26 protein-coding genes and 1 riboswitch are annotated in these 24,992 nt (G+C 62.5%); of the genes, 1 reads left to right on the top strand and 25 read right to left on the bottom strand.

What is annotated here, in order from left to right:
* Positions 1-12: 12 nt before the first annotated feature.
* The 7 genes from trpA to hisI form a co-directional block, all read right to left on the bottom strand.
* A complete protein-coding gene (gene trpA / locus VUN82_09655; GenBank protein ID XAS74067.1) occupies positions 13-825 on the bottom strand; it encodes a tryptophan synthase subunit alpha in 813 nt (270 codons plus the stop codon).
* The gene (trpB, locus tag VUN82_09650; protein ID XAS74660.1) at positions 825-2,201 is read right to left on the bottom strand and encodes a tryptophan synthase subunit beta; all 1,377 of its coding nucleotides are present in this window, start codon (positions 2,199-2,201) and stop codon (positions 825-827) included. Before trpB ends, trpA begins: the two co-directional genes overlap by 1 nt.
* A gap of 114 nt (positions 2,202-2,315) precedes the next feature.
* Positions 2,316-3,134: an indole-3-glycerol phosphate synthase TrpC gene (gene trpC / locus VUN82_09645; GenBank protein XAS74066.1), complete on the bottom strand. Its 819-nt coding sequence runs from the start codon at positions 3,132-3,134 to the stop codon at positions 2,316-2,318.
* 2 nt (positions 3,135-3,136) lie between these two features.
* Positions 3,137-3,409 carry an HGxxPAAW family protein gene (locus tag VUN82_09640; protein ID XAS74065.1) on the bottom strand — a complete coding sequence of 91 codons (273 nt, stop codon included), beginning with the start codon at positions 3,407-3,409 and terminating at the stop codon, positions 3,137-3,139.
* A 131-nt stretch (positions 3,410-3,540) separates the two neighbouring features.
* The gene (locus VUN82_09635; GenBank protein ID XAS74064.1) at positions 3,541-4,143 is read right to left on the bottom strand and encodes a Trp biosynthesis-associated membrane protein; all 603 of its coding nucleotides are present in this window, start codon (positions 4,141-4,143) and stop codon (positions 3,541-3,543) included.
* Positions 4,140-5,723, bottom strand: a complete 1,584-nt coding sequence (locus tag VUN82_09630; protein ID XAS74063.1) for an anthranilate synthase component I — start codon at positions 5,721-5,723, stop codon at positions 4,140-4,142. The genes VUN82_09635 and VUN82_09630 overlap by 4 nt, the downstream gene beginning before the upstream one ends.
* Before the next feature lie 57 nt (positions 5,724-5,780).
* Positions 5,781-6,197 carry a phosphoribosyl-AMP cyclohydrolase gene (hisI, locus tag VUN82_09625; GenBank protein XAS74062.1) on the bottom strand — a complete coding sequence of 139 codons (417 nt, stop codon included), beginning with the start codon at positions 6,195-6,197 and terminating at the stop codon, positions 5,781-5,783.
* Between the two features lie 89 nt (positions 6,198-6,286).
* Here hisI and VUN82_09620 point away from each other — a divergent pair, with 89 nt between their 5' ends.
* Positions 6,287-6,931 (top strand): TIGR03085 family metal-binding protein, encoded by a 645-nt coding sequence (locus VUN82_09620; GenBank protein ID XAS74659.1) that lies wholly within the window; start codon positions 6,287-6,289, stop codon positions 6,929-6,931.
* A 77-nt stretch (positions 6,932-7,008) separates the two neighbouring features.
* On the opposite strand, the gene hisF is transcribed toward VUN82_09620, so the two are convergent.
* The 18 genes from hisF to VUN82_09530 form a co-directional block, all read right to left on the bottom strand.
* Positions 7,009-7,785, bottom strand: coding sequence for an imidazole glycerol phosphate synthase subunit HisF (hisF, locus tag VUN82_09615; GenBank protein ID XAS74061.1), 777 nt, complete (start codon positions 7,783-7,785; stop codon positions 7,009-7,011).
* A 66-nt stretch (positions 7,786-7,851) separates the two neighbouring features.
* A complete protein-coding gene (gene hisG / locus VUN82_09610) occupies positions 7,852-8,712 on the bottom strand; it encodes an ATP phosphoribosyltransferase (GenBank protein XAS74060.1) in 861 nt (286 codons plus the stop codon).
* An 83-nt stretch (positions 8,713-8,795) separates the two neighbouring features.
* Complete coding sequence (locus tag VUN82_09605; GenBank protein XAS74059.1) at positions 8,796-9,059, bottom strand: phosphoribosyl-ATP diphosphatase; 264 nt, start codon at positions 9,057-9,059, stop codon at positions 8,796-8,798.
* 112 nt (positions 9,060-9,171) lie between these two features.
* On the bottom strand, positions 9,172-9,657 hold the full coding sequence (ribH, locus tag VUN82_09600) for a 6,7-dimethyl-8-ribityllumazine synthase (protein XAS74058.1): 486 nt from the start codon (positions 9,655-9,657) through the stop codon (positions 9,172-9,174).
* 18 nt (positions 9,658-9,675) lie between these two features.
* Positions 9,676-10,380 (bottom strand): GTP cyclohydrolase II, encoded by a 705-nt coding sequence (gene ribA, locus VUN82_09595; protein XAS74057.1) that lies wholly within the window; start codon positions 10,378-10,380, stop codon positions 9,676-9,678.
* Complete coding sequence (gene ribB, locus VUN82_09590; protein XAS74056.1) at positions 10,377-11,072, bottom strand: 3,4-dihydroxy-2-butanone-4-phosphate synthase; 696 nt, start codon at positions 11,070-11,072, stop codon at positions 10,377-10,379. The genes ribA and ribB overlap by 4 nt, the downstream gene beginning before the upstream one ends.
* Entirely contained in the window at positions 11,069-11,767 is a 699-nt protein-coding gene (locus VUN82_09585) for a riboflavin synthase (GenBank protein XAS74055.1), read from the bottom strand. The genes ribB and VUN82_09585 overlap by 4 nt, the downstream gene beginning before the upstream one ends.
* A complete protein-coding gene (ribD, locus tag VUN82_09580; protein XAS74658.1) occupies positions 11,768-12,874 on the bottom strand; it encodes a bifunctional diaminohydroxyphosphoribosylaminopyrimidine deaminase/5-amino-6-(5-phosphoribosylamino)uracil reductase RibD in 1,107 nt (368 codons plus the stop codon).
* Positions 12,875-12,915: 41 nt separating this feature from the next.
* The gene (gene pnuC, locus VUN82_09575; protein ID XAS74054.1) at positions 12,916-13,608 is read right to left on the bottom strand and encodes a nicotinamide riboside transporter PnuC; all 693 of its coding nucleotides are present in this window, start codon (positions 13,606-13,608) and stop codon (positions 12,916-12,918) included.
* Positions 13,609-13,695: 87 nt separating this feature from the next.
* Positions 13,696-13,849: riboswitch (FMN riboswitch) on the bottom strand.
* Positions 13,850-13,926: 77 nt separating this feature from the next.
* Positions 13,927-14,601, bottom strand: coding sequence for a ribulose-phosphate 3-epimerase (gene rpe, locus VUN82_09570; protein XAS74053.1), 675 nt, complete (start codon positions 14,599-14,601; stop codon positions 13,927-13,929).
* A gap of 92 nt (positions 14,602-14,693) precedes the next feature.
* Positions 14,694-16,244 (bottom strand): transcription antitermination factor NusB, encoded by a 1,551-nt coding sequence (locus VUN82_09565; GenBank protein XAS74052.1) that lies wholly within the window; start codon positions 16,242-16,244, stop codon positions 14,694-14,696.
* On the bottom strand, positions 16,241-17,161 hold the full coding sequence (fmt, locus tag VUN82_09560) for a methionyl-tRNA formyltransferase (GenBank protein XAS74051.1): 921 nt from the start codon (positions 17,159-17,161) through the stop codon (positions 16,241-16,243). Before fmt ends, VUN82_09565 begins: the two co-directional genes overlap by 4 nt.
* Entirely contained in the window at positions 17,158-17,730 is a 573-nt protein-coding gene (gene def, locus VUN82_09555; GenBank protein XAS74050.1) for a peptide deformylase, read from the bottom strand. Before def ends, fmt begins: the two co-directional genes overlap by 4 nt.
* Before the next feature lie 50 nt (positions 17,731-17,780).
* On the bottom strand, positions 17,781-18,728 hold the full coding sequence (locus tag VUN82_09550; protein ID XAS74049.1) for a cytochrome: 948 nt from the start codon (positions 18,726-18,728) through the stop codon (positions 17,781-17,783).
* 37 nt (positions 18,729-18,765) lie between these two features.
* Positions 18,766-18,936 (bottom strand): hypothetical protein, encoded by a 171-nt coding sequence (locus VUN82_09545; GenBank protein ID XAS74048.1) that lies wholly within the window; start codon positions 18,934-18,936, stop codon positions 18,766-18,768.
* A gap of 208 nt (positions 18,937-19,144) precedes the next feature.
* Positions 19,145-19,522 carry a hypothetical protein gene (locus tag VUN82_09540; GenBank protein XAS74047.1) on the bottom strand — a complete coding sequence of 126 codons (378 nt, stop codon included), beginning with the start codon at positions 19,520-19,522 and terminating at the stop codon, positions 19,145-19,147.
* 545 nt (positions 19,523-20,067) lie between these two features.
* Positions 20,068-21,549: a SpaH/EbpB family LPXTG-anchored major pilin gene (locus tag VUN82_09535; GenBank protein XAS74046.1), complete on the bottom strand. Its 1,482-nt coding sequence runs from the start codon at positions 21,547-21,549 to the stop codon at positions 20,068-20,070.
* A 102-nt stretch (positions 21,550-21,651) separates the two neighbouring features.
* Positions 21,652-24,255, bottom strand: coding sequence for a GEVED domain-containing protein (locus VUN82_09530; GenBank protein ID XAS74045.1), 2,604 nt, complete (start codon positions 24,253-24,255; stop codon positions 21,652-21,654).
* Positions 24,256-24,992 lie beyond the last annotated feature (737 nt).

The following is a 24,992-nucleotide window of genomic DNA, read 5'->3' as shown; positions in this document are numbered from 1 at the left end:
TGTTTCCTTTTCCTAGGCGTCTGCAGCTGCGCGGCCCAAGCCGGCGCTGAGGTTCTTGGTGAGTTGGCCGACGGCGTCAACGCCGCCGTCGCGGAGGGCCGCCACGAGCGCGGTGCCGACGATCACGCCGTCCGCGTAGGCAGCTATCTCGCGAACATGATCCGGGTTGGAAACACCAAGGCCAACGCAAACCCGTTCCGCGCCAGCAGCATGGGCACGTGCCACGACGTTTTCGGCGGTGCTGCTGACGGACTGGCGCGTGCCGGTCACGCCCATGATGGAGACGGCATACACAAAGCCACGGCTCGCCTTGACAGTCATATCCATGCGTTCCGGCGTTGACGACGGAGCCACCAGGAAGACCCTGTCCAGTCCGTATTTGTCCGAGGCTGCGAACCATTCACTGGCTTCATCCGGAATAAGGTCTGGAGTAATCAGGCCTGCTCCCCCGGATTCGGCCAGACGGCGGGAAAACTCATCCACACCCATCCGCATAACCGGGTTCCAGTAGGTCATCACCAACACGGCGGCGTCAGTAGCGGCAGTAATCCCCGCAACGACGTCGAAGACATTGGCGACGCGGAAACCGTTGTTGATCGCTTCCGTGGTTGCAGCCTGGATTACAGGTCCGTCCATCACTGGATCGGAGTAGGGAATACCGATCTCGATGAGGTCCGCACCGTTCCGTGCCAGGGCAATGCCTGCCTCGATGCTGTCCTGGACAGTGGGGTAGCCCGCCGGAAGGTATCCGACAAGGGCTGCCCGGCCTTCAGCCTTGGCACGGTCGATGGCAGCAGCAGATTTGCTGGCGAATTGTTCAGTCATCAGTTCTGGTCCTCGTTTACATCCACGGCTGCTTCGGAGGTGCGCTCTGCAGGACCTTTGGGCTTGCGGGTAGACAGGGTGGTGCCCTTGACGTGACCTTCTTCGTCCAACATGTTGAACCATGCGGCTGCGGTTTCCACGTCCTTGTCCCCACGACCGGACAGGTTCACGATCACGGAGATCTCGGACGGGTCCTCTTTACCCTCGGTGAGGCGCTTGCCCACCTTGATGGCACCGGCAAGCGCGTGCGCAGACTCGATAGCGGGGATGATCCCCTCAGTCCGGCACAGGAGGCTGAAGGCGTCCATGGCTTCGGTGTCAGTGATGGGCTCGTACGTCACGCGTCCAATGTCCGCGAGGTACGAGTGCTCGGGTCCCACGCTGGGGTAGTCCAGTCCGGCAGAGATCGAGTGGGATTCGATGGTCTGACCGTCTTCGTCCTGCATGAGGTAGGAACGGGCACCGTGCAGCACACCGGGACGTCCCAGGGAGATTGCTGCAGCGTGACGCCCGGTCTCTACGCCGTCGCCACCTGCCTCAAAGCCGTAGATCTTCACGGATGCGTCGTCCAGGAAGCTGTGGAACAGGCCGATGGCATTGGAGCCACCACCGATGCAGGCACAGATGGCGTCGGGCAGCTTGCCAGTCTGGTCCAGGATCTGAGCGCGGGCTTCCTCGCCGATCACTTCGTGGAAGAAACGAACCATGGCGGGGAACGGGTGAGCTCCGGCCGCGGTACCCAGTAGGTAGTGGGTGTTCTCCACGTTCGAAACCCAATCCCGCAGGGCGTCGTTGATGGCGTCCTTGAGGGTCTGCGAACCATTGGTCACGGGAACCACAGTGGCGCCGAGCAGTTGCATGCGGGCAACGTTCAAAGCCTGACGGCGGCAGTCCTCCGCGCCCATGTAGACAACACATTCAAGGCCCAGGAGGGCGGCTGCCGTCGCGCTGGCAACGCCGTGCTGGCCTGCGCCGGTTTCGGCAATGACCCGGGTCTTGCCCATGCGCTTGGCCAGGAGGGCTTGCCCCAGGACGTTGTTGATCTTGTGCGAACCGGTGTGGTTGAGGTCTTCACGCTTGAGGAAAATCCTCGCGCCACCAGCGTGCTTGGAGAAGCGCTTGGCCTCTGTCAGCAGCGACGGACGCCCGGAGTAGTTTTTGTTGAGGTCCTTCAACTCCGCGAGGAACTCGGGATCGGCCTTGGCTTTTTCGAACGTGTCCTGGACTTCGTCGAGTGCGGCGATAAGTGACTCCGGCATCCAACGGCCACCGTAGTTACCGAAGTAGGGCCCGGCCGCGTTGCGCAGCGAAGTGCCACCTTGCAGGAATGCGTCGGCCGCATTCTCTTCCGAGCTGGCTGTTGGCGCGTCCACCATCAGTCTCACCGTCCTGTTCGAAGTTAGTTCATCGGGTAGTTCCACGTGCCACAAGGCAGCCGCAGGCTCATGCCCGGGCTGCCTCATGGCTGTCGCCTTGTTTCAGGTACTGCCTCAGTTCCTGACGGCGATGGCGGCAGCTCCAGCTGCCTTGAATTCGGTGATGCGTTCGCGCGGGGTTGAGTCGCTGACCAGCGCCTCCCCCACCAAGATGGCATTGGCGCCGCTCGCGGCATAGTGCGTGACGTCCTCGGCCGTCCGCACGCCGGACTCCGCAACAATCACTGCCTCAGCCGGAATCAAACCGGCCAGTGAACCGAAAACTGAACGGTCGACGTCGAGCGTCTTCAGGTTGCGGACGTTGATGCCGATGATCTTGGCCTGCGCAGCGACGGCACGCTCAATTTCCTCTTCGGTGTGCGTTTCCACGAGCACGTTCATGCCAAGCTCATGGCTGAGGGCACTGAAGTGAGCCAGCTCCGAGTCGGACAAGGCCGCAACGATCAGCAGAATAAGGTCCGCACCATGGGCGCGGGCTTCCCAGATCTGGTAATCGTCCACCGTGAAGTCCTTGCGCAGCAAGGGAATATCGACGGCGGCACGTACGGCATCGAGATCTGCCAGCGATCCGCCGAAACGTCGCTTCTCGGTAAGGACGCTGATGACCGAAGCTCCGCCATGTTCGTACTGCACCGCGAGCGAAGCCGGATCATCAATGGGCGCGAGGTCGCCTTTGGAGGGGCTACGACGCTTGATTTCAGCGATGACCTTGAGATCGTCACGATTCGACGAGGTACCACCCAGGGCAGCCCAAGCGTCACGCGCGGGGGCTGCACCAGCAACGCGGTCCTTCAGCTCAACGAGGGACACAAGCCGGCGGCGGGCTTCCATGTCCTCCTTGACGCCGACGATGATGTCGTCAAGAACGGTCACGATTAGTGGCCGTTGTTCTGCAGCTTGCTGCCACCCACTCCGTAGCCGGCCTTGCGCATGGCCCAGCCAACGATGAGGCCGGCCACCATGACCACGACACCGCCGATGAAGATGGGGGTGCTGGCGATGACGAAAGCAATGGAGGAAATCAGGGCGCCGACCAGCATCACAATCACGCAGGTCCAGGCAGCCGGGCTGTTACCGTGGCCGATGGCATCAGCGTGGCTGGCCATGGTGGAGGTAGCTTGGTTTGCGGACACTGTGGTTTTGCTCATGTGGAATCTCCTCAGGATGAATACTGCTTACATTCTGCCATTTATTGACGGCGGCCGGGACATCGTCCGACGTCAGGACCGGCGCTGGCGCTTATGTTGCGCCATACCGGCCCGAAAGATTGCTGGGCTGCTTAGGTTGGGTCTTCGCCGCGGGAAAGACTGTCCCAGCTGTCGATCTCGTCCACTGGTCCGCTACCGCGTTCCTTGACGGCAGCGGCGTCGTACTTGGTGCGGCTTTTCCAATACCGTCCGGCCAGCGGCAAGACCACTGCACAGACGGCAAGCAAGGCACCGGCCACGATTGCCAGGACAGGGAAGACCGTTGTGGCCACGCTCGCCTGACCTCCCGAGATGCCGGTTGCCGCAGCGATGGAACCCTGCGCGGCACCGAGAGGGTCAGACAGCACTGTGACTGCCGCCAGGATAATGCCCGCAGCTGAGAGGACAAGGAGTGCTGCGATGATCCAGCGGGCGATCCGCCCTGCAATGGAAGCCGCCAGCCCACCGGCAAGTGCTACAAGTGCCAGTGCGGTAACGGCCGTGGCCGCCTTGCTGCCTTGAACGTGGAGGTCGCTGTTGGAAGCAGCTGTCGGGTCCAGACGGACCTCGATCCACGTCTGCGTGGTGGTTCCAAATACAGCCAGGGCCAGGAGTGCCGTGGCCAGAACAAGCGTTGACTTCCGGGCCCAGCGCGGCGATGTGGTCGCCGTCGGCCCCTGTGCTTCAGCGGTCATGAGGCGGGCGTCCCGCCGTCGACGATTCCTTTATCCCGCACTGTCTCGGCGGAAATATTCTGCAGCGAACCCGCCGTGTGCACTGCCCGAAGCGGCGCAGCAGCCTTGTTCACCGTTTCAAGGGCTTCCGACGGTTTGTGTGAGTCAGCAACAATCCCGCCGCCAGCCTGCACGTAGGCCCGGCCTTCCCGCAGCAACGCAGAACGGATGGCAATCGCCATGTCCATGTCACCGGCAAAGTCGAGGTAACCCACAACGCCACCATAGATACCGCGGCGGTGCGGTTCGAGCTCGTCCAGGAGGCGCAACGCCCGCGGTTTCGGGGCACCGGAAAGGGTACCCGCAGGGAATGTTGCCTTCAGGACGTCGTAGGCCTTGGCATGCGGAGCCAACTCCCCCACCACAGTGGACACCAAGTGCATGATGTGGCTGAAACGCTCCACCTCCATGAACTGGGTGACGTCAATCGTGCCGGCAACGCAGACCTTTGAGAGGTCGTTACGTGAAAGGTCAACCAGCATGAGGTGCTCTGCACGCTCCTTCTGGTCGGCCAAAAGTTCCGTGGCCAGGGCTTTGTCAGCTTCAACAGTCTTGCCACGGGGACGCGATCCGGCGATGGGGTGCGTAATGACTTCGCCGCCGGTTACCGTCACCAACGCTTCCGGGGAGGAACCCACGATCGAGTACTCGCGTCCGTCAGCATCTTCGAGGCTGAAGATGTACATGTAAGGGCTCGGGTTGGTGTTGCGCAGTACGCGGTAAACATCCAGCGGATCGGCCTGGCACTCCATTTCGAAGCGGCGCGAGATGACCACCTGGAAGACCTCGCCATCGACGATCGCTTCCTTGCCGCGATCGATGGCTTCCAGGTACTTGGCCTCGTCCCAGCGTTCCTGCACGCTGGACGCGAAATCCAGTGCGGCCGGCTCCAGCACCGAGACGGGTTGGGCAACAGGGGTACTGACCTGGTCCAGCAGCGCTTTAACCCGCGCCACGGCGTCGTGCCAGGCGTCATCCACACGCTCGGAACTGTTGTCGAAGTTGATCGCGTTGGCGATCAGGAGGACTGTGCCGTCCACATTGTCGTGCACTGCCATGTCGGTGACCAGGTTCAGGGCCATCTCGGGCAGCTGGAGGTCATCTTCCGGCGGTGCCGTCAGCTTCTCCCAATGGCGCACGGCTTCCCAGCCCAGGAAACCGACGAGGCCGGAAGTAAAGGGCGGCAGCCCTTCAAACCGGTCCGTTTGCAGGGCGGCGATGGTGTCACGGACTGCTTCCACCGGGTTGCCAGTCACGGGAACGCCGACGGGCGGCTCGCCAATCCAGTGTGCCTGGCCGTCCTTCGTGGTCAGCGTGGCCCGGGACTTGGCACCAATGAAAGAATAGCGCGACCAGGCACCGCCAACGGCAGCCGACTCAAGGAGGAACGTTCCGGGCTGGCCCTTGGCGAGCTTACGGTACAGCCCGATGGGGGTCTCGGCGTCGGCCAGGACTTTGAGTCGGACAGGGATGACACGGCTGTGGACGGCGAGTTCGCGGAACTCTTCCAGGCCCGGGCTGATGATTCCAAGGTCCTGCATGGCTATTGTTCTCCGCCTTTGGTCTTAGGTGGTGCGTCAGGGAAACTAGGGGATGCCTTAATCGCGGTGGCCCGTTACAACCGAAAGGTCGCGCCCGTCGAAGCAGGTGCGGGTACCGGTATGGCAGGCTGCGCCGATCTGGTCCACGCGGACCAGGAGGGCATCGCCGTCGCAGTCAAGGGCGACTGACTTCACGAACTGTACGTGCCCGGAAGTGTCGCCCTTACGCCAGTACTCCTGGCGGGAGCGCGAGTAGAAGGTCACGCGTCCCGTGGTCATGGTGCGGCGGAGTGCCTCGTCATCCATCCAGCCAAGCATGAGGACCTCATGGGTATCGTGCTGCTGGATGATGGCGGCTACAAGGCCTGCGGAGTCCCGTTTGAGAGCACTGGCGATCTCCTGCGGCAGGGTGTCCCCGGGGTCGCTGGAGAGCTCCACGGCAGGAGTTGGACTGGGGGCGGACTGCTCTGACATCAGATCAAGTCTAGTGCCTTTGATGGGAGCCGGATTCTGCGGCGGTTCCACTGCGCAACCTTGCCCTGATCGTGCTAGTTTCACAAGTGATGCATTTCGTCGATCCTTCCCGAGAAGTACTGGCCGAAACCCTGTTGGCGGCCGGACCTGACTCCCCCACGCTCTGCCAAGGGTGGCTCACCCGGGACCTTGCGGCGCACCTCTACCTGCGCGAGCGTAAAGCTGCCGTGGGCATTGGCCTCTTGATTCCCAGCCTCGGTAAGGCTTCGGACAAAGCAACGGCCAAACTTGCTGCCAAGCTGAAGACCACTGATGACTACGCGGAGCTCGTCAAGACGTTCCGCGCAGGCCCGCCAGCCCTTTCCCCTTTGAAGATCAAGGCGCTGGACGAGACGTCGAATCTCATCGAATATTTCGTCCACACCGAGGACATCCGCCGCGCGGGTGACCGCTGGGCGCCCCGGGCCCTCGACGAAGCGTACTCGGACGCCCTGTGGGATGAACTCATCAAGCGGGCCGCTTTCCTTTACCGCGGCGTGGACCTCGGCATCGTTCTGGTGCGGCCCTCCGGCCCCCGGCATGTGGCCAAGCGCGCTCCCGTGTCGGTTGCGATTGTTGGCGAACCCGGCGAATTGCTCATGCATGCGCACGGCCGCACCAGCCAGGCCCTGGTCACCTTCGAAGGCCAGCCGGACGCCGTCGCGCTTTTGCAAACCGCAGACATCGGCCTTTAAGACAAACAACGCGGGGTCACTTTTGGCCCATCATCCTTCCGGAGATGGGCCAAAAGTGACCCCGCGTTGTTTACGTTTTAGCGGACTTCGAAGCCAGCCTCGCGAATGGCCGCTTTGACTTGGGCGATCATGTCATCGGGACCGAAGTGGAACACCGAAGCTGCCAGCACGGCGTCTGCTCCGGCCTCCACGGCTGGAGGGAAATGCGCAGGCTTCCCGGCACCACCGGAGGCGATGATCGGAATGTTGACGGCCCCACGGACAAGGCGGATCAGTTCAAGGTCGAATCCGTCCTTGGTGCCGTCGGCGTCGATCGAGTTCAAAAGGATTTCTCCCACACCCCGGTCCGCGGCTTCCTTGGCCCAGGCGATGGCGTCGATTCCCGTCCCGGTCCGGCCGCCGTGTGTGGTGACTTCAAAACCGGACGACGTCGGGGCGTCGCCTTCGCGGGTACGGCGCGCATCCACGGAGAGCACCAGGACCTGCGAGCCGAAGTGGCGGGTGATTTCGTCGATGACCTCTGGTCGGGCCACGGCAGCGGTGTTGATCGATGCCTTGTCTGCACCGAAGCGCAGGAGTTTATCCACCTCTGCCACGCCACGGACCCCGCCACCAACAGTCAGCGGGATGAAGACTTCCTCGGCGGTTCGGCGAACGACGTCGAACGTGGTTTCGCGGTTGCCCGATGATGCCGTGACGTCGAGGAACGTGAGTTCATCGGCGCCGCCATTGTCGTAGCGATGCGCCAGTTCCACAGGGTCTCCGGCGTCCCTCAGGCCTTCGAAGTTGACGCCTTTGACCACTCGGCCGGCATCGACGTCCAGGCAGGGAATGACGCGTACGGCTACAGCCATGTGCTGCTCCTTAATTCTGCTGTGCGCTGCTGAGGAATTCTGCTGTGCGCTGCTGAGGCGGTCCGGTCAGATACGGCAGGCGTGGATGCTGCTGACCAGGATGGCGCGGGCGCCCAGATCGTACAGTTCATCCATGATGCGGTTGGTTTCCTTCTTGGGAACCATGGACCGCACGGCCACCCAATCCGAGTCCCGCAGCGGGGAAACGGTGGGTGATTCAAGGCCAGGGGTGAGCGCAGCAGCATCCTCCACCAGATCCTTACGGATGTCGTAGTCCATCAGGACGTACTGCCGCGCCACGAGGACGCCCTGCAGGCGACGGATGAGAACGTCGATTTCCTTGGCAGTGCCGTTCGCGGCACCACCTGGGCCTGTGCGCCTGATCAGCACGGCCTCGGACTTAAGAATGGGATCGCCGAAGATTTCCATCCCGGCTGCCTTGAGGGTGTTGCCCGTCTCGACGACGTCGGCAATGGCGTCGGCGACGCCGAGCCGCACCGATGACTCGACGGCACCGTCCAGTCGGACCACCTTGGCGTTCACGCCGCGATCCGCCAGATAGTCACGAAGGAGACCGTCGTAACTGGTGGCGAGGCGCTTACCTTCGAGCTGTTCGACGCCGGTGAAGTCACCCACGGGGCCGGCGAAACGGAAGGTGGAAGGGGCAAAGCCCAAGGGAAGGAGTTCTTCGGCTTCCACCTTTGCGTCCAGCAGGAGGTCGCGTCCGGTGATTCCGACGTCCAGGGTTCCCTGGCCCACATACACGGCGATGTCGCGGGGGCGCAGGAAGAAGAATTCAATGTCATTGTCGGGATCAACCATGACCAGTTCGCGGGTGTCGCGGCGCTGGCGGTAACCGGCCTCGGACAACATTGCAGAGGCGGCTTCTGACAGGGATCCCTTGTTGGGGACTGCTACACGGAGCATGGGGAGACTTTCTGTTTGGAATGGAGGTTTTCAGGCACTTCGGCCACGCAGCTGGCTCCGCTCATTGAGGCGGAGTGGCGTGGCTAGAGATGCTTGTAAACGTCTTCCAGGCTGAGGCCCTTGGCGAGCATGAGGACCTGCAGGTGGTACAGCAACTGGGAGATTTCCTCGGCAGCGGCTTCATCGGATTCGTACTCGGCGGCCATCCAGACTTCGGCGGCCTCTTCGACCACTTTCTTACCGATGCCGTGGATTCCGGAGTCCAGTTCGGCAACCGTACGCGAGCCTGCCGGGCGGGTCGCTGCTTTCTCACTCAGTTCTGCGAACAGCGTCTCGAAATTCTTCACGCCCTACAGACTACTTGCTTCGGGGCTGGCACCGCTTGTTGGGGCCTTCCATGACGAAGGGGATGTGAGTGAAGACACACCCACATCCCCTTCAACGCATACTGTCCCAGTGTCAGCTGTACTGCTTCAGCGTCACTGCCGTGGCAAGGGCCGCAGTCACTGCCTCGTGGCCCTTGTCTTCGTTGGAGCCCGGGAGGCCAGCGCGGTCCAAGCCCTGCTGTTCCGTATCGCAAGTCAGGACACCAAACCCGACCGGAACGCCGGTGCGGACGCTGACGTCGGTGAGTCCCGACGTCGCGGCCTGGCATACGTACTCAAAGTGCGGCGTCCCGCCGCGGATAACAACACCAAGGGCCACGACGGCGTCGAAGTGCGGTGCGAGCCGGGCCGCGGCAACCGGGAGTTCGAAGCTGCCGGGGACGCGCAGAAGGGTGGGCTCGGCGATGCCGGCTTCCTTGGCTGCGCGGAGTGCGCCATCAACCAGTCCATCCATGATCTGGGTGTGCCAGCTGGCTGCCACAATGGCGAGCTTGAGCTGCGAGGTTTCCTCGGGCCTGAGGGTGGTGAGGTCGATGGTGGGTGCGCCGTGTCCGCTCATTGTTTGCTGGAATTCCGTTCAGTCTTGTTCGTGGTCAAAGGGGCTTCGGGACGGTGTCTTTCCGTTGCCGACGGTCTCGGTTTCGAGCGTCAGACGGTGATCCATCCGGTCTTTCTTGGTCTGCAAATAGCGAAGGTTCTGTTCGCGCGAAGGAACTTCCGTGGGAACCATTTCCACCACCGAGACGCCAGCCTCGGCCAGCCGGTTCTGCTTGTCCGGATTGTTGCTGAGCAACCGGACCTCATGCAGGCCCATCTCGGCCAGGATCTGACCCGCGGCACCATAGGAGCGTGCGTCTACCGGCAGGCCCAGCTGTTCGTTGGCCTCGACGGTATCGAAACCGGCTTCCTGCAGCGCGTAGGCCTTGATCTTGTTGGCGAGACCAATGCCGCGCCCTTCCTGGCCCCGCAAGTACAGGAGTGTTCCACCCTCAGCGTGGATGAGCTCAAGGGCAAAGGCCAATTGCTCGCCGCAATCGCAACGATAGGATCCGAAGACGTCGCCAGTGAGGCATTCGGAGTGCAGGCGCACCAGTGGGGCGTGGCCATCCTTAGGCGGGTTGGGGGAACTCACGGCAAGGTGTTCCACGCCTGTAACGTGGTCCGTCCAGGCCTGGGCTACAAAGTCCCCAAAGGCTGTGGGCAGCTGGACAATCGGGCCGCCGCTCACCGGGTGGGGTGTGGGCTCGGTGTCGCCGCTGCTGCGCGTTGTCGGTGCGGTCATCGCTTCTCCTCGTCTGCCACTGAAACGTGTGCCGTCTGGGACTCTACCGCGTCAACGTATGCCACCAGATCCTCAATAGAGATGAGGGGGCATCCATGTTCGGCGGCAAAATCACGCAGGCTGTCCAGGCGCATCATTTCACCATCGTCATGTACCAACTCAGCGATCACGCCCACCGGAGCAAGCCCGGCAAGCCGACACAGGTCCACGGCTGCTTCCGTGTGTCCCGGACGTTCACGCACTCCCCCCTTAACCGCCCGGAGCGGGAAAATATGCCCGGGGCGCGTAATCGCCGCTGGAGTGCTCTGGGGATCGGCGAGGATCCGGGCCGTCAATGCACGGTCCGTAGCCGAGATACCAGTGCTCACTCCGATGGCCGCATCGCAGGAAACAGTGTAGGCAGTACCTTTGGCGTCCTCATTGACTGCCACCATGGGCGGAAGCGCAAGGGCATCCGCGCGTTCCGCTTCAAGCGGAACGCAAATGACGCCCGATGAATACCGGATGGTCCACCCCATGAGGGCGGGCGTGGCGTGTTCGGCAGCGAAAATGATGTCGCCTTCGTTCTCGCGGTCTTCGTTGTCCACCACGATGACTGCCTGGCCGGCAGCCATCGCCGCGATCGCAGCTTCCACGGGATCCAGGCCTGTACGGCCCCTCGCCGTCGAGACCGTCTTGGTCGGGGTGCTCATCGCGCAGCCTCCTGGTTCCCGGCAGACTCCCTGGCTGACTCCTCGTTGGCCGTGTCCACGATCGCGCGGTGCGCCGGGGAGCCCTGCGGAGCGAAGGACAGGAGCCTTTCGGTGTACTTCGCAAGCACGTCCACTTCCAGGTTCACCCGGGCACCAACCGGCTTAGCCCCCAGGCCTGTCTCCTCCAGAGTCGTAGGGATAAGCCCTACTTCGAACCAGGGAGCCGCTTCAGCGGCTGGGCTCACGGCCGTCACGGTCAGCGAAACACCGTCGACGGCGATCGAACCCTTCTCGGCAATGTACCGTGCCAGCGGGCCAGGGACGCCAAACCTCAAACGGTCCCAGTTGCCCAGCGGCTCACGTTCCAGCAGCTCACCCACGCCGTCAACATGTCCTTGGACCACATGGCCGTCGAGGCGCCCACCCGCAGGGACGCAGCGCTCAAGGTTCACCGTATCGCCCGCGGCCAACTCGCCGATGGTGGTGCGGATCAGGGTCTCCCCCATGACGTCGACGCTGAAATCCTGCCCGTCAATCTGAGTGGCGGTGAGGCAGACTCCATTGACTGCGATGGATCCTCCCAACGGGAGACCTTCTGTGGTGGTCGGGGCTTTCAGCCGCAGCGTCGCGCTATCATCGCCGTCGCGGTCAATAGCCAGGACGGTGCCCTGTTCGGCAACGATTCCGGTAAACATTTAGTGTCCTCCTGTGACGTATTCCGCAGCTTCACTGCGCGGAATGGAATTCTTGGTTGTGCTGGCCGCTGCTGTTTGGGCTGGTGCTGTCTTTGTTGCCGATCTCATGGATCGCAGATGCAGCCGAAGATCGTTGCCCAGGGTCTGTACAGCCCCTCCACCGGCATCGTCCCAGGCCCAGTGCTGGGCATCGGCCAAGGTGGTAATGCCGAGGTCGTTCAGAGCGGGCGTTCCGGAGCCCAAAAGGGTTGGAGCAAGATAGACGATCAGTTCATCCACCAAGCCAGCAGCAAGGAACGTGCTGAGGATGCTGGAACCGCCCTCCACCATGACATGCCTGACGCCTAGGTGGAACAGTTGGCTGAGCGCTTCCCCCGCGTCCCTGGTTTGCAGGTGCACAAAAAGGCCATCGGTTCCGCGTACCGCAGCATCTTCGGGAACATCCCTTAAACCCATGACGGCGCGGAGCGGCTGACGCTGCGCCAGGCTGCCGTCGGAGGCCCGCGCCGTCAGACGGGGGTTGTCGATGAGTACCGTGCCAGTGCCCACCAGGATGGCATCAATGAGGCCCCGCAATCCGTGGTTGTCCGCGAGCGACTCAGGACTGGAGATCCATTGACTGGTACCGTCCACTGCGGCGATGCGGCTGTCCAGCGTCTGGGCAATGTGCAAGGTGACGAAAGGACGTTTGGTTGCTACGGCGTCGAACCATTCGCGGTTGAGGTCAAACGCCTTGTCGGCGGCGAGCCCGGATTCGACGTCGACTCCCGCTGCTTTCAAGGTGCGGGCGCCGCCCGCGGCGGGATCGTGGGGATCATCGACGGCGTAAATCACCCTGGAGATCCCGGCCTCAATGATGGCCTGTGCGCAGGGTCCGGTACGGCCCACGTGGTTGCAGGGCTCCAGGGTGACCACCATGGTGGTTCCGGCAAGGTCCACACCCTGACGGCGTGCCTCAAGAATGGCATCGGCCTCGGCGTGGGCTGTGCCAGCTCCCCGATGGTAGCCAACGGCGAGCTGTTCGCCCCCGGGACTGAGCACAACGGCGCCCACCAAGGGGTTGGCTCCACGCGGCCCGCCGAGTGCAGCTGTAAGGGCCACGTCCATGGCCGCAGTCTCGGCGGTATTGAAGAATTTGGGGTTCAGAGTCACGCAGCGACCCCCACAACAGCAGGAGCGGGGCGGGCCGAGGCACGTTCACGCTTCTCTGCACGCCACCACACGAAGAAACCGGTCAACGTAAAGAAGCCATAGAAGAGGTACATGACGGCACTCGCGTAGTATCCGGCGCTGAAGAGCAATGGGACGCCGACGATGTCCACGGCTACCCAGATGAGCCAGAACTCCGTCCATCCCCGGGCCATACCGTAGGTGGCCAGCAGGGAACCCGTGAACGTCCAGGCATCTGCCCACACAGGCGGGTAGGAGCCCAGCGCGTCGAAAAGCGGAGTCAGGGCGGCCGTTCCTGCCACCATTGCCCCGATGAGGGCTATGCGGACCTTGTTGCTGGCCCAGCCCGGGACGATTGCCTGCCCCTGGGTGCTGGCTTGCCGGCCTTGTTGCCACCGGTACCAACCGTAGACGGCGACGGCTACGAACATGATCTGCCGGGCAGCCTGTCCCCAGAGGGTTGCGGGGGCGGCCGCGCCGAAAACGTTGCCGAGGAAGACCGTCAGCAGGAGGATATTCCCCACGATGCCTACAGGCCACGCCCAGACTTTGCGGCGCATTCCGCCGAGGGCGCTGGCGAGCCCAAAGATGTTGCCAAGCACTTCGCGTAAAACAAGCGCAGATCCTCCAACGGGAATCTGTGCTTCGAAGAGCCATCGCAGAAAGTCCATGCCGTTCCTTCCCAGTAAGCCGCGATGGCTCCGGGGGTGTACGACAGCACACTGCGCGGCGTCCCTAAGGACGCACACAGCATGACTGTACGTGCTTCTCCCATCCAGACTTTAACTGTCGGTACCGGAATTCCACCGGTTCAACCGTTTGCCAGCGGCTTCCAATTACTTGGATTCCAAGGCGCGCGGGTCGCGGACTATAACCGCCGGTTCGGACTTACACCGACCCCGGAGCACGTATGTGTGTTGCTATTGTGCCACAACTGCGAAGATGCCTGAGCTATTCCCTGCAATCTTCGTAACATCTGATGACGGTCGTCACGGTTTCGCCGAGCCGCCCTTGGATCCGGCTGCGCGGAGCCGATCAATTGCCGCCGCGGGGTCTTCGTCCCCGTACACGGCTGAGCCTGCCACGAACACATTCGCGCCTGCCTCAGCGGCGCGGAGGATGGTTTCCTCAGTGATCCCGCCATCCACCTGGATGGCCACACCGATGCCGGAGCCGTCAATGGCTGCGCGGGCGCGGCGGATCTTGGGCAAGGTGATATCCAGGAACGACTGGCCACCAAAGCCCGGCTCAACTGTCATGATCAGGAGCATGTCCAGTTCACTAAGCATGTCAAGATACGGCTCAACAGGAGTTGCGGGCCGCAAAGCCATACCCGCTTTTGAGCCTCGGGCCCGCAGCTCGCGGGCAAGCTTGACAGGCGCCATGGCAGCCTCGGCATGAAACGTCACCGATGCGACGCCGGCGTCAGCGTAGGCAGGTGCCCAACGATCAGCGTCTGAAATCATCAGGTGTACGTCCAAGGGAACCGGGCTGACGGCTTGGATCCGCTCCACCACGGGCAAGCCAAGCGTCAGGTTGGGAACGAAGTGGTTGTCCATGACGTCCACGTGCACGGCATCGGCATTGGCGATCCGCTGCAGCTCCGCCTCAAGGTTGACGAAGTCTGCGGACAGGATGCTCGGGTTGATACAGCACTGAGACAAGGCAGCCCCTTTGGGTCAGTTGTTTTATCGATTGAGTTCAAGCGGGTGTGGCGGCCTAGGACTTTTTACGGAGCCAGGACTTTTTTGCGGAGCTAGGACTTTTTGCGGATGAGCGCCATGAACATGGCATCCGTGTGGTGAACGTGCGGCCAAAGCTGGGCCATATTCTCGTGCCCGGCACCGAGGGCACCGGTGAGGCTGACAGCGTCCAGCGCCTGACCGGCGTCGAGCATCTCAAGGTCATCACGCTTTCCCATGACGTCACCCACAACGGCTGTGGTTTCCGCAGGGTGGGGTGAACACGTCACGTACGCCACCACGCCACCGGGCTTGACGGCGTCGACGGCGGAGATCAGCAGTTCACGCTGCAGTGGACCAAGGTCCGCGATGTCCTTGGGTGCGCGGCGCCAGCGCGATTCGGGACGCCTGCGCAGGGCACCAAGACCACTGCAGGGAACGTCCACCAACACCCGGTCAAAGGAGTCGGGCTGTTCGCCGCCAACCTCCCGTCCGTCACCGGTCCGCACCGTCCAAGATTCCGCAGGCACCGCAGACAGCGCCTGCCGGACCAGCTTGGCGCGGTGGGGGGCGGGCTCGTTGGCCAGCAAGGTGGCGCCATCGCGGTGAGCCAAGGCCGCAAGCAAGGCAGCTTTGCCTCCCGGCCCTGCGCACATGTCCAGCCAGCGCTCTCCTTCGCGTGAAGGCGCGCCCAGATCCACGCCTGCAACTGCGCGGGCTACGAGTTGCGAGCCAACATCCTGAACACGGGTAGTGCCCTTTCGGACGGACTCGAGCCGGCCAAGGTCGCCTCCGGCCGACAGCGCGGAGTCCTCTACCAGCTCTCCGGCTGTAGCCCCGTTCTCGAAAGCTTCCTCCAGGTTACCCAACCCAGGCAGGGCAACCAGATTAACCACAGGCGCTGCGTTGTCTGCCTCCAGCAGGGCTTCAATCTCAGTCTTGGATCTCCCGTGATTCACCAACGATTGGCGCAATGCGCGGACGATCCATTCCGGGTGAGCGTGACGCAGGGCAGCAATCTTGGTCTCGTCTGTCTCCTGCTCCAGCAGGATGTCCAGCCACTCTGTCATGCTGTGCGCCGTGACTTTGCGGAGAACAGCGTTGATGAGCGCAGACGGCCCGGCGCCGATGACCGCGCGGGCCAGGCCCACGGTTTGGTCCAGCGCAGCATGGGCCGGAACGCGCATGGAGAGCAGCTGATGCGCGCCGATGCGCAGGGCATCCAGGATCGCGGGGTCAAGTTGCTCGAGTGGGCGGTCGACGCAGCGGGCCAGGATGGCATCGTACGTGCCCTGCCCTCGCAAGGCACCGTAGCTCAGCTCGGTGGCAAAACCAGCGTCGCGGCGGTCCAGGCGGTGCTCACGGATTCTGGCGGGAAGGACAAGATTCGCGTACGCGTCTTCCGATGCGACGGCACGGAGGACTTCGTAAGCTACCAGGCGCGCAGGATCAGCGCGGCGCGTGCGCTGGGATGGGGCGTTATTGGAGAAGCCCCTCTGGGGTCCCCTGTTTCGTTCCCTGCCCTGGGCATTGCGCTTGCTGTCGCTGCGGCCTCCACGATCAGCGTGTCCGCCACCGTCCCGGCTCCCGCTGTTGTTGGGGCCTCGCCGGCCGGACTCGCTCATTCGAATACCACTTTCTCAGGTGCAGCCAAGCCGCGGGCCCAGTCGGCCGACGACATCATCTTTTTGCCGGCGGGTTGAATCCGCCCCAGTTCCACCGCGTGGGAGCCAGTCCCTACCAGCACGGTCTTTCCATCAACGCGGATGGCTCCAGGAGCAATGTCCTTGACATCGGGTCGGAGTGCGACGGGTTCAAGCTTGATCCTTTCCCCCTCCAACGTTGTCCACGCGCCGGGCTCGGGCGTAACGCCGCGCGCCCTTCGATTCAGGGCAAGGGCCGGCTGCTGCCAGTCCAACCGTCCGTCCTCGAGCGACAGCTTGGGGGCCAGGGATACCTCGCCCGTCTGCGGCTGCGGCGCCGCCTGACCGGCGTCGATGGCGGACAGCGTCTGGCTGAGGAGGACGGCACCACTCAGGGAAAGACGCTCGAGAAGATCGCCAGCACTGTCATCCGGCCGCACGGTTTCGGTTAGCGTGCCAAACACAGGGCCGGTGTCCAGCCCTTCTTCCAGTTGGAAGGTAGCCGCCCCCGTGAAGTCGTCACCCGCGATGATGGAGCGCTGCACGGGAGCCGCACCACGCCACGCGGGAAGAAGCGAGAAGTGGAGATTGACCCAGCCAAGCCGGGGAACGCCCAGGGCAGCGCGGGGAACGATTCCCCCATAAGCCACGATGGCGGCTACATCCGGAGCAATTTCAGCAATTCGAGCCGTAGTGTCAGCATCCACCTTGGCAGCGCGAATGATCTCGATGCCGAGTTCCTCCGCCCGGGCGGCAACCGGCGACGGCGTCAGGACCCGTTTGCGTCCTAACGGCGCATCCGGGCGCGTCAGGACTGCAACGACGTCAAAGCCGGCTTTGACCAGGGCGTCCAAGGACGGAACGGCAACGGCCGGGGTTCCTGCATAGAGAACCCTCACTCGGGAGCCCCGAAACTGCCGGCACCAAAGCTGGAACCAACAGAGCTTGCCCGCTTGGATGTGGTCTGCTCAGTCACAGCGTGGTAGTTCGCGTTTCGGATGGCACGCAGCGCGGCTTTCCGGTCTTCGCCCTCAAGCCTGTCCGTGAAAAGGACGCCGTCGAGGTGATCGGTCTCGTGCTGGAAGCAACGTGCCAGCATACCTTCGGCTTCAACCTCTACCGGATTGCCATTGAGATCCACACCCGTGGCGCGCGTTGCCCGGTGTCGGCGCACGGGGAAACCAAGGCCGGGTATGGAGAGGCAGCCCTCAACTTCGTCGGGCTGGAAATCTTCGCTGTTGTCAAGGATCGGGTTGATGATGTGTCCCTCTACACCGGCAATGCGGTAGGTGAAGACCCGCTTGCTGACGCCCACCTGGGGAGCTGCAAGGCCTGCGCCTTCCACGTCCTCCATGGTTTCCATCATGTCGGCTACCAGCTTGGCGAGCTCCGGACCGAATTCAGCGACGGGATCGGCTACGGTTCGCAACACCGGATCCCCAATGATTCGGATACTCAAAATTGCCATCTGCTGTCAGTCCTCACGATCGTCACACTCTGGTCCGGCTGTTGCGGAGCCTAGGCCAGTTTAGTTGAGTGCAGGCTACTGCCGTTGTCTCCAGCGCCAGCAGTGGCAGTCGCTGCGCCAGCAGGCACCAGCGACGCGGACTCCAACGACGGTGACACGAACGACGGCGGCGGGACGGGCATGAGCGCCTGACCGGCCGCAGTAACATCAGCTGACATCTCCCAGACGCGCCTCAGGGCGCAGAACTTCCACCAATGGTGCTTCAGGACATCCGGGTTGGCTCGCTGGGGCCTCACTTCGGTTTCTCCGATGGCGACCGCCAACAACATAGGGTTCTCGCCAAACTTCCATGCCTCCCACTCCCCCGCTACCGGGTCCACGAGGCTCTCTTCCGCTTTCATCCCCGCCACAAGTTGCATCACGACTTTGTCGTCGAGGGCCTTAACAGTGCCATCGCGTGTAGTGCCCTTGGTCTTGTAATCGATCAGGCAGATGCGCCCGTTAATCCGCGCAACGAGGTCCAGGGTGCCGGCATAGCCAACGGTCTTGTTCCAGACAGTGATTTCCGGAGCAAGCGGCTCCACTTTGTACAGTTCCCACCATTCGTCGAAGCGCGCCGCAAAGGCCTGTTCACCGTGGGAGGCAAGCTCATCGCGGCATTCCTGCATCCGATGCGGACGACCCAGGGCGCGAAGGGCTACCTGCTCACAGTAGTTGTGGACGCGATCGCCCCTTGCCGCAGCTTGGTCCCTGTAGGCCTCAGCAGCTTTGGAGGCCTTATTGACCGCCTGCCGGATCCTTGCCGGGCTGCCAAGCACGGCGGGAAGTTCGGGATCTGCGGCCAAGCTGCTTGCTCCCATATAACTGAACCAACCGTCCAGGGAGTGCGCCTGCTGCCCTATCACCGTGGTGATGGAGGGCACAGAGAATTGCTCTGTTGTGGAGCGGGCGTACATACGTCCGTAGTCGGTAGCGTGGGCAAGAAGTGGAGCAGTCATATAAAGACTCTGACACAGAGCACCGACAGAATTCCCCTCAGCCGCCAGACGTGCCTGTGCATATACCGCCTTCGGTGGACCATTCACCAAAAATCATGGCCGCTTGTTCAAGCGGCAGGCGGGCGAGCTTTGCCGCGAGGATGGGCGACGTTGTGGCCAAGTCCTTCAGGAGTGCCTTGGAGTCTTCAGCTTCTGTTGATCCACTCATGTTGATGCTGTGCACTGGCGGGCATTTTTGTGACGCGGAATGCTCCAGCCGTGTCCTGAGACGGAAAAAACCGTCCGGACTGAGTCTCATCAGTCCAAACGATGGATCGATCAGCGGGCGCGCAATTATGAACTTCGCGATAGGCCCCTGTAGGTGCCTGAATCAGGCTTGTACTCAGTGCTGAACGCACACACCCGGAAAAAGGTACTTACTCCCCCTCGACGGCGACGAACCGGAAGAAGGCAAGAAACGGAAGCGCACACAGAACTGCGCCTGCTATCCACCAAGCCATAGCTCCGGCAAAAAGGACCGTACCCAAAAGAACGGTCACCACGACCAACGCACCAGCGATCGGAGTCAGGCTGTAGGCCAACAGCCGCTTTGACGAAGGGAAGTGTCCTTGCACGACCAGTCCAAGCAAAATAGCCACAGGGATGAAGGCCAGAGCGGAAATCAGCTGAAGTCCGCCGGGCGATGAAAAAGCACCCACGACAATGACAACAAAAACTTCCATCAGGGCAAGTGCGAAAGCGACCCATCGGGTTTGTGTGGACAACGAATGACGTACAACAGGCGACGTGCTCATTTGGCTTCCCCCTTTTAGTGACCGTCTCTACTAGTTGAGTCATGTGCCACTTCTTAGGCTATGCGGCGGCAATCATCCGTAAAGCTCTGCCGCCATCGTACCAAGGACGGCGTTCCTCAGCTGGTAAGAATCCAAGCAGATTCATTTCCATATGAACGTATTCCGATAAGAGCTGTTCGCGCGATGGACCTAGCGACAACCTTTCGGCCGTATCAAGCGTTGGGTTCAATTCTCATGCAATTTCCTCGGCCATGTCCACTATTCACGAGCCGTGACTAATAGATGAATGGGGAATCATTCGTGAACGTACAGGAGCCGTCTTCATCGACGTGTGGTTCGCCGGATTCCATTTCCGTAGAAACCTTGCGCTCACGGCGATGCAATTGGTCATCACCGGCTTGAGACTCGGCGCTTCCGGTGGGGAATGCAAGTGGGGAAGAGCGCGTGGTTGGCGTTCTTCCCCACTTGGGTCACTGCGGGGGCCGCGGGTAGCGGCCCCCGCAGTGTTGCTTACCAGCGGTGGTGCTGTTGCTGGTGTGTTGGTGTTAGTTGTTGCTGGTGCGGCGGTTGCGGACGAACATCAGGGCTGCGCCGACGACGAGGAGGGCACCGGCTGCGTAGAGGATGCCGGTTCCGACGCCACCGGTCAGCGGCAGCTGGAAGCCGCTGTTGGAGGGGATGTTCTTCACTTCAAGGTCGATGCCGACCGTGGTGGTGGCGGCGTTGATCAGGAAGGAGACCGGCTCGGCGAGCAGTTCATAGCCTGCCGGGGCGGTGGTCTCCACCAGGTAGTACGTGCGGTAGTCCGGGGTTCCGGGTGCCACGGCTGCGCCGTTGGCCCAGTCCGAGTACCGCAGGCCCGAGATCGTCAGGGTGCCGTCAGCGGCGACGGTGAAGACCGTCTGGCCGTTGAGGTCCACCGGGTTCGTGCCGGCCTTCGCGTCGGCTTCATTGGTGTAGACGGAGAACGCGGCACCGGCAAGGGCTGCACCGTTCTCGTTGACCTTCTGCAGCGTCATTTCGCCCCACTTGGTCACGACCGGGGGCGTGACGATCGGGCCGCCGGGCTGGCCCGGGGTGGTGGTGAAGCTGGCAGCGTTCGGGTAGACGACGGCTTCGTTTTCGATTTCGCCGATGGTGTTGACCTTGGTGTTCACCATGACCTGCACACGGGTGTCGGTATGTGCAGCCAGTTTCGCACGGCCGGCGGTAGTGAAAACAACTGAGACGGTGTTGGTCGCGGCGTCGAAGCTCACGGTGTAGTCCGTGCTTGCCGTGATGGGCGTGCCGTCAACGAGGGTCGCGGACGCGCCGACGTAGGTCAGTTTCGGGTCCAGGACGTCCACGATTTTGTAGCCATCGATGACGGCTTCGTTCGGGATGTCACCGGTGATGGTGAAGTCGATCTGGTCCCCGAGCTTGACGTCAGGGGCGTCCGTGACGGTCTTCTCGGCCCCGGCAACGGAGTTCTTCGGGTAGACGTGGACGTCGTAGATCCAGTTGTCCTTGTTATCCGGGTCCGTCAACGGCACGGACACCAGGAACGGTGCCGACGGCGTCACACCGGCGGGGTAGTTCGTTTCCGTCACCAGGTACAGGCCCACCGGCAGTGCGGTGAAACCGGCGGTCCCGGCAGCGTCGGTGGTTTTCGCCTGGGCAGCGCCCAGGGTGTACCCGGCGCCAGTGATCGAGCCCGCGGGGTTGGCCGGGGCGAACACGCCCGAGAGGTTGTGGGCGGCGTCCCAGCCGGCGTTGGTGGACAGGTCGATGGTGTTGACCTGCTGGATCGTGAACTCGATACCGGCCAACGGTGTCAGGCCGGTGGTGTCCACGGACGTGCCGTTGTTCGGCAGGCCCGTCGGGGTGGCGGGGCGTTCGAACTTGTGGACCGTGATGGACCCGGTCTTGTTCCAGTCAACCAGGGGCGCAGCCGAGGCCGGGGCCACGGAGAAGGACATCGCCAACACCGCCCCGGCGATCGTAGCGGCGGCGGTCTTCCAAAGCCGCCCGGTGTGGTGATTACTCACTGTGTTTTCCTCTTTCATCGTGATGATTTCTAGTGGTGGTGCTGATGCTCGGAAATGAACATTTGGTGCGCGGCCACGCAGGATTGCTCTGACCGCGGAACTCTAGATGGACTCGTGCTGTCGGCGGCGGTTGGCGGCCAGGGTCAGTGCGAGGGCGCCGATCAGGAGGGCTGATCCGGTGGTGGTGAAGGGCCACCAGCCGATGCCGCCGGACTCGGGCAACTTCAGTGCCGGCACGTCCCGGACCGTGAGCAGGAAGATCCCGTCACCGTCCGCGTCGGTGCTGGTCACGACCCCACTACCGGCGCCTTGTCCCTGGGAACCCTGGCCCAGGGTCACGGCACCGGTGGTGGCGATGGTGAATTTCACCGGTTCGGCGAGCAAGCTGAACCCGGCCGGGGCCTTGGTTTCTGCAAGCCAGTACGTGCCGGGCTGGATTCCTTCGAGCTGGAACCGGCCGGTTTGCCCGGCCACGGCAGTCACGGCCGGGCTTCCCAGCACAGCGCCGGGGGCGCCGTTGTTATCGACGTGCACGGCCCAGGTGGAGCCGGCCATCGGCACCCAGGTGCCGCCGGAGGACTCGCCGATCTTCTCGATCAACACCTTGCCCGGGGTGCGGTGCGTGGTGGTGCAGTCAGGGCCCGGCCCGCTGGAGCCTGGTGCGCACGTCTGCGGTGGCGTGGTGGTCGCCGTGCCCGTCACCATGTTGACAAGCTCCTTATTCCACGCCCCGGCCTTGACCACGACGCTGTACTTCAAGGTCGCCGTCTGCCCGGCCGGCAACGTGAACGGTGCAGTGCTCAGCAGGGTGGATGGCGGTACGGGATTGGCTACCGCCACGGGTGTTCCCGTGCCGATCACCAGGGACGCTGACCCGGGAACGAACGTCGCGTCATCCAGGACCTCCCCCAGGTTGTCCTTCAGGACAACGCCGGTGATGGTGCCGCTGATACTGGTGGCCGTGACCGTGTACACGATGGTCTGCCCCGGGGTGACAGACCCGTTCGCGGGAACTCCTCCGTTGACCGTGGCGGTCTTTTTGATCTTCCACGCCGGCGGTGCGGTGACCTGCGCGTCGTCCGTTGCCGTGACGGGCAAGCCCAGGGGCGGGTTCCCGGTGACCTTCGCCGTGTTGGTCAGCAACCCCGTGGTGACATCCGGCGCCGTGACCACATATGTCGCGGTCGCGGTCACGGACTGCCCCGGCAAAAGAATCCCGGGAAGGCCAGGCCAGGTGTAGGACAGGGCCGACATCGTGCCGGTTCCGGAGAACTGCGTCTCGGCGATGACCACCGAGGTCAGCGTCACGTTGCCCGTGTTTTTCGCCACGAACGTGTACGTGGCCGTTTCACCGGCCACCAGCGTGGTCTTGTTCACCGTCTTCACCAACGTGATCGCCGGAGCAGCGGCAGCGATCGTGAAGATGTAATCTTCCACTTCCCCGGAATCGGATCCACCGATCGGAGACTCGATCTGGCTGGCCGTGTAACCGATCCGGAACCGCGCATACGTCGTCCCGGCAGTCACGGGAGCGATCGACGCCCAGGTCAGTGTCGCGGTCGTGGCTCCGGGCTGGAAGGAGGCGCAGGCCTGCTCGGCAGGGTTGTCGAATTTCCCGTTCTTGTTAAAATCAATCCACCCACAGGTCCTGCCGGGCTTGCTGGCTGCACTGATCGCCACGGTTGTGGAGTAGCTCGTGGCGCCCTGCGTCATCGGTGCGAGCGTCACGCCGTCGTCCATCAGGTCCTGGGCCGCCGTCGTACCCGCGTTCGGCGAGGCGGTGCCGTTGACCACAGTCGCGTTGTCCTCAGTGACATTCGGCCCAAGCGTCACATCCGACAGAACAGCCCGGGCGGCACTGCCCTGGTCATAACTGGGCGGGGCGTCACCGAAATCCTGGGGCACCGTCACCGCCATGACGAAGTTGTCTCTGTTGTGCAATGGGTCCGTACTGTCATTGATTGTGTAGGCCGGCAAGGCAGCAATGGTTTGGACAAAAACAGCACTGATGTTGAAGCTCAGAGTGGTGACGGTTCCGTTGATGCGGGCCGAACCGCAGCCAGCGGTCGCCTGGGCGTCGACGGGGTCCGGCGTGCCGGTCTGCACACTCGTATTACACGCCGTTCCGGCGTTGTCGTTGGTGGTGGTGATCGAGTTCCCAGAGACGGAAAGATTTCCACCGGAGAGCTTGGTCATCGTCAACCCCGCGGTTGCGAGATTCAGCACAGCATGCTGCTGGGACTGCTTGTCGACGGTCCCGTTATTGCCGATGTCATTCAAGACGTATCCGCCGAGGCCAGCGATGTTGAGCACGGGATTCCGCACCGGCTGACTGAAAGCGATCGTGACGGTCCCCAAGCCTGTACAGGTGCCTACCGCTGGGCAGTTGTTGATCAGGTTCGATGAGAACTCGACCGCAGGAGCGGTGGTTGCAAGGCTTGGCGTGAAATCGGAGCCAACGTAACCCCGGCTATTCATCGAAGATGCGCCCACGAGGTCAGTCAGTCCGGATTGATCATAGGTGGTGGTCAGATTAGATCCAGGCATCGTCAAAATAGCCGCCCCACCGGTGATGTTTGCCTGGTTGGTTGCCACTTCGTAGGCGTGTGCTGGTGCAGCCAGGTGGAGCACCCCCAATAAAAGTGCGCCAAAAACGACCATTAAAACGGTAACGAAGGCAGTAATTTTCCCAAGCAGATACTTCAAGGGATTCTCTCCAATGAACAGTGACCGACAGACCCCACAGCCGACGGCCAAACATATGTTGCGGAGACTGACCGATTGCGTCCGGCAAGGTCGGTCTCCAGTCAAAGGAGTGCGTGATCGGGAAAGTTCATGTCGCAAAAAGCGAAACTGTTTGAGAGAAAGGCCCCGGAGCTCCTGCAGGGATGGCTGCGGTCCAGAGCTCGTACCGTGGATGGAGGCTGCTGAGCGAAACGAGCAGATCCTCACAGCATCGTGGGGAAAAATAGTACTGACGGTCCCCATGAGGGATCACGTCGCGGGATGAGATGAAAATGAGGCTTGAGCTGTTCTCCTGCAAAGCCGAAGGCATTCACACCCTGACGGCCAGACCTCGCTGACTATGAGGCCACTGGCCGACAGTCCGGGATCGGCATGGAGCTGGAGCTCGCGGGCAAAGGGGCAGAATCAGTCTGATTCGCGCAACAGAGCCTGAAATGCTCTCTAAGTTTGCGATCCATCCAACGTAGTCATCGTCATCTTCGCCGAGCTCCGCCCATGTATCGTGACCGTCAACTTCCGGGTCATCGATGACGGCCTGGATCGCATCCGCTGCCGCCAGTTTCAAAGCGGATGACGGGGCCGGTCCGCCAGCACACCATTCGATAACATCCGGGTGAACGTCTGTATGCAGGTGTCCGCTCAGCACGGCCAAAACCGCGCCGGCGGCAATGATGCTCTCGGTCGAACCGTTGTTCACA

The organism is Micrococcaceae bacterium Sec5.1 (genome assembly GCA_039636795.1).
In the GTDB taxonomy this organism is placed as follows: Bacteria; Actinomycetota; Actinomycetes; order Actinomycetales; family Micrococcaceae; genus Arthrobacter.
Note: the sequence above shows the minus strand (reverse complement) of the source record. Positions and strands in the feature narration are given on the sequence as shown.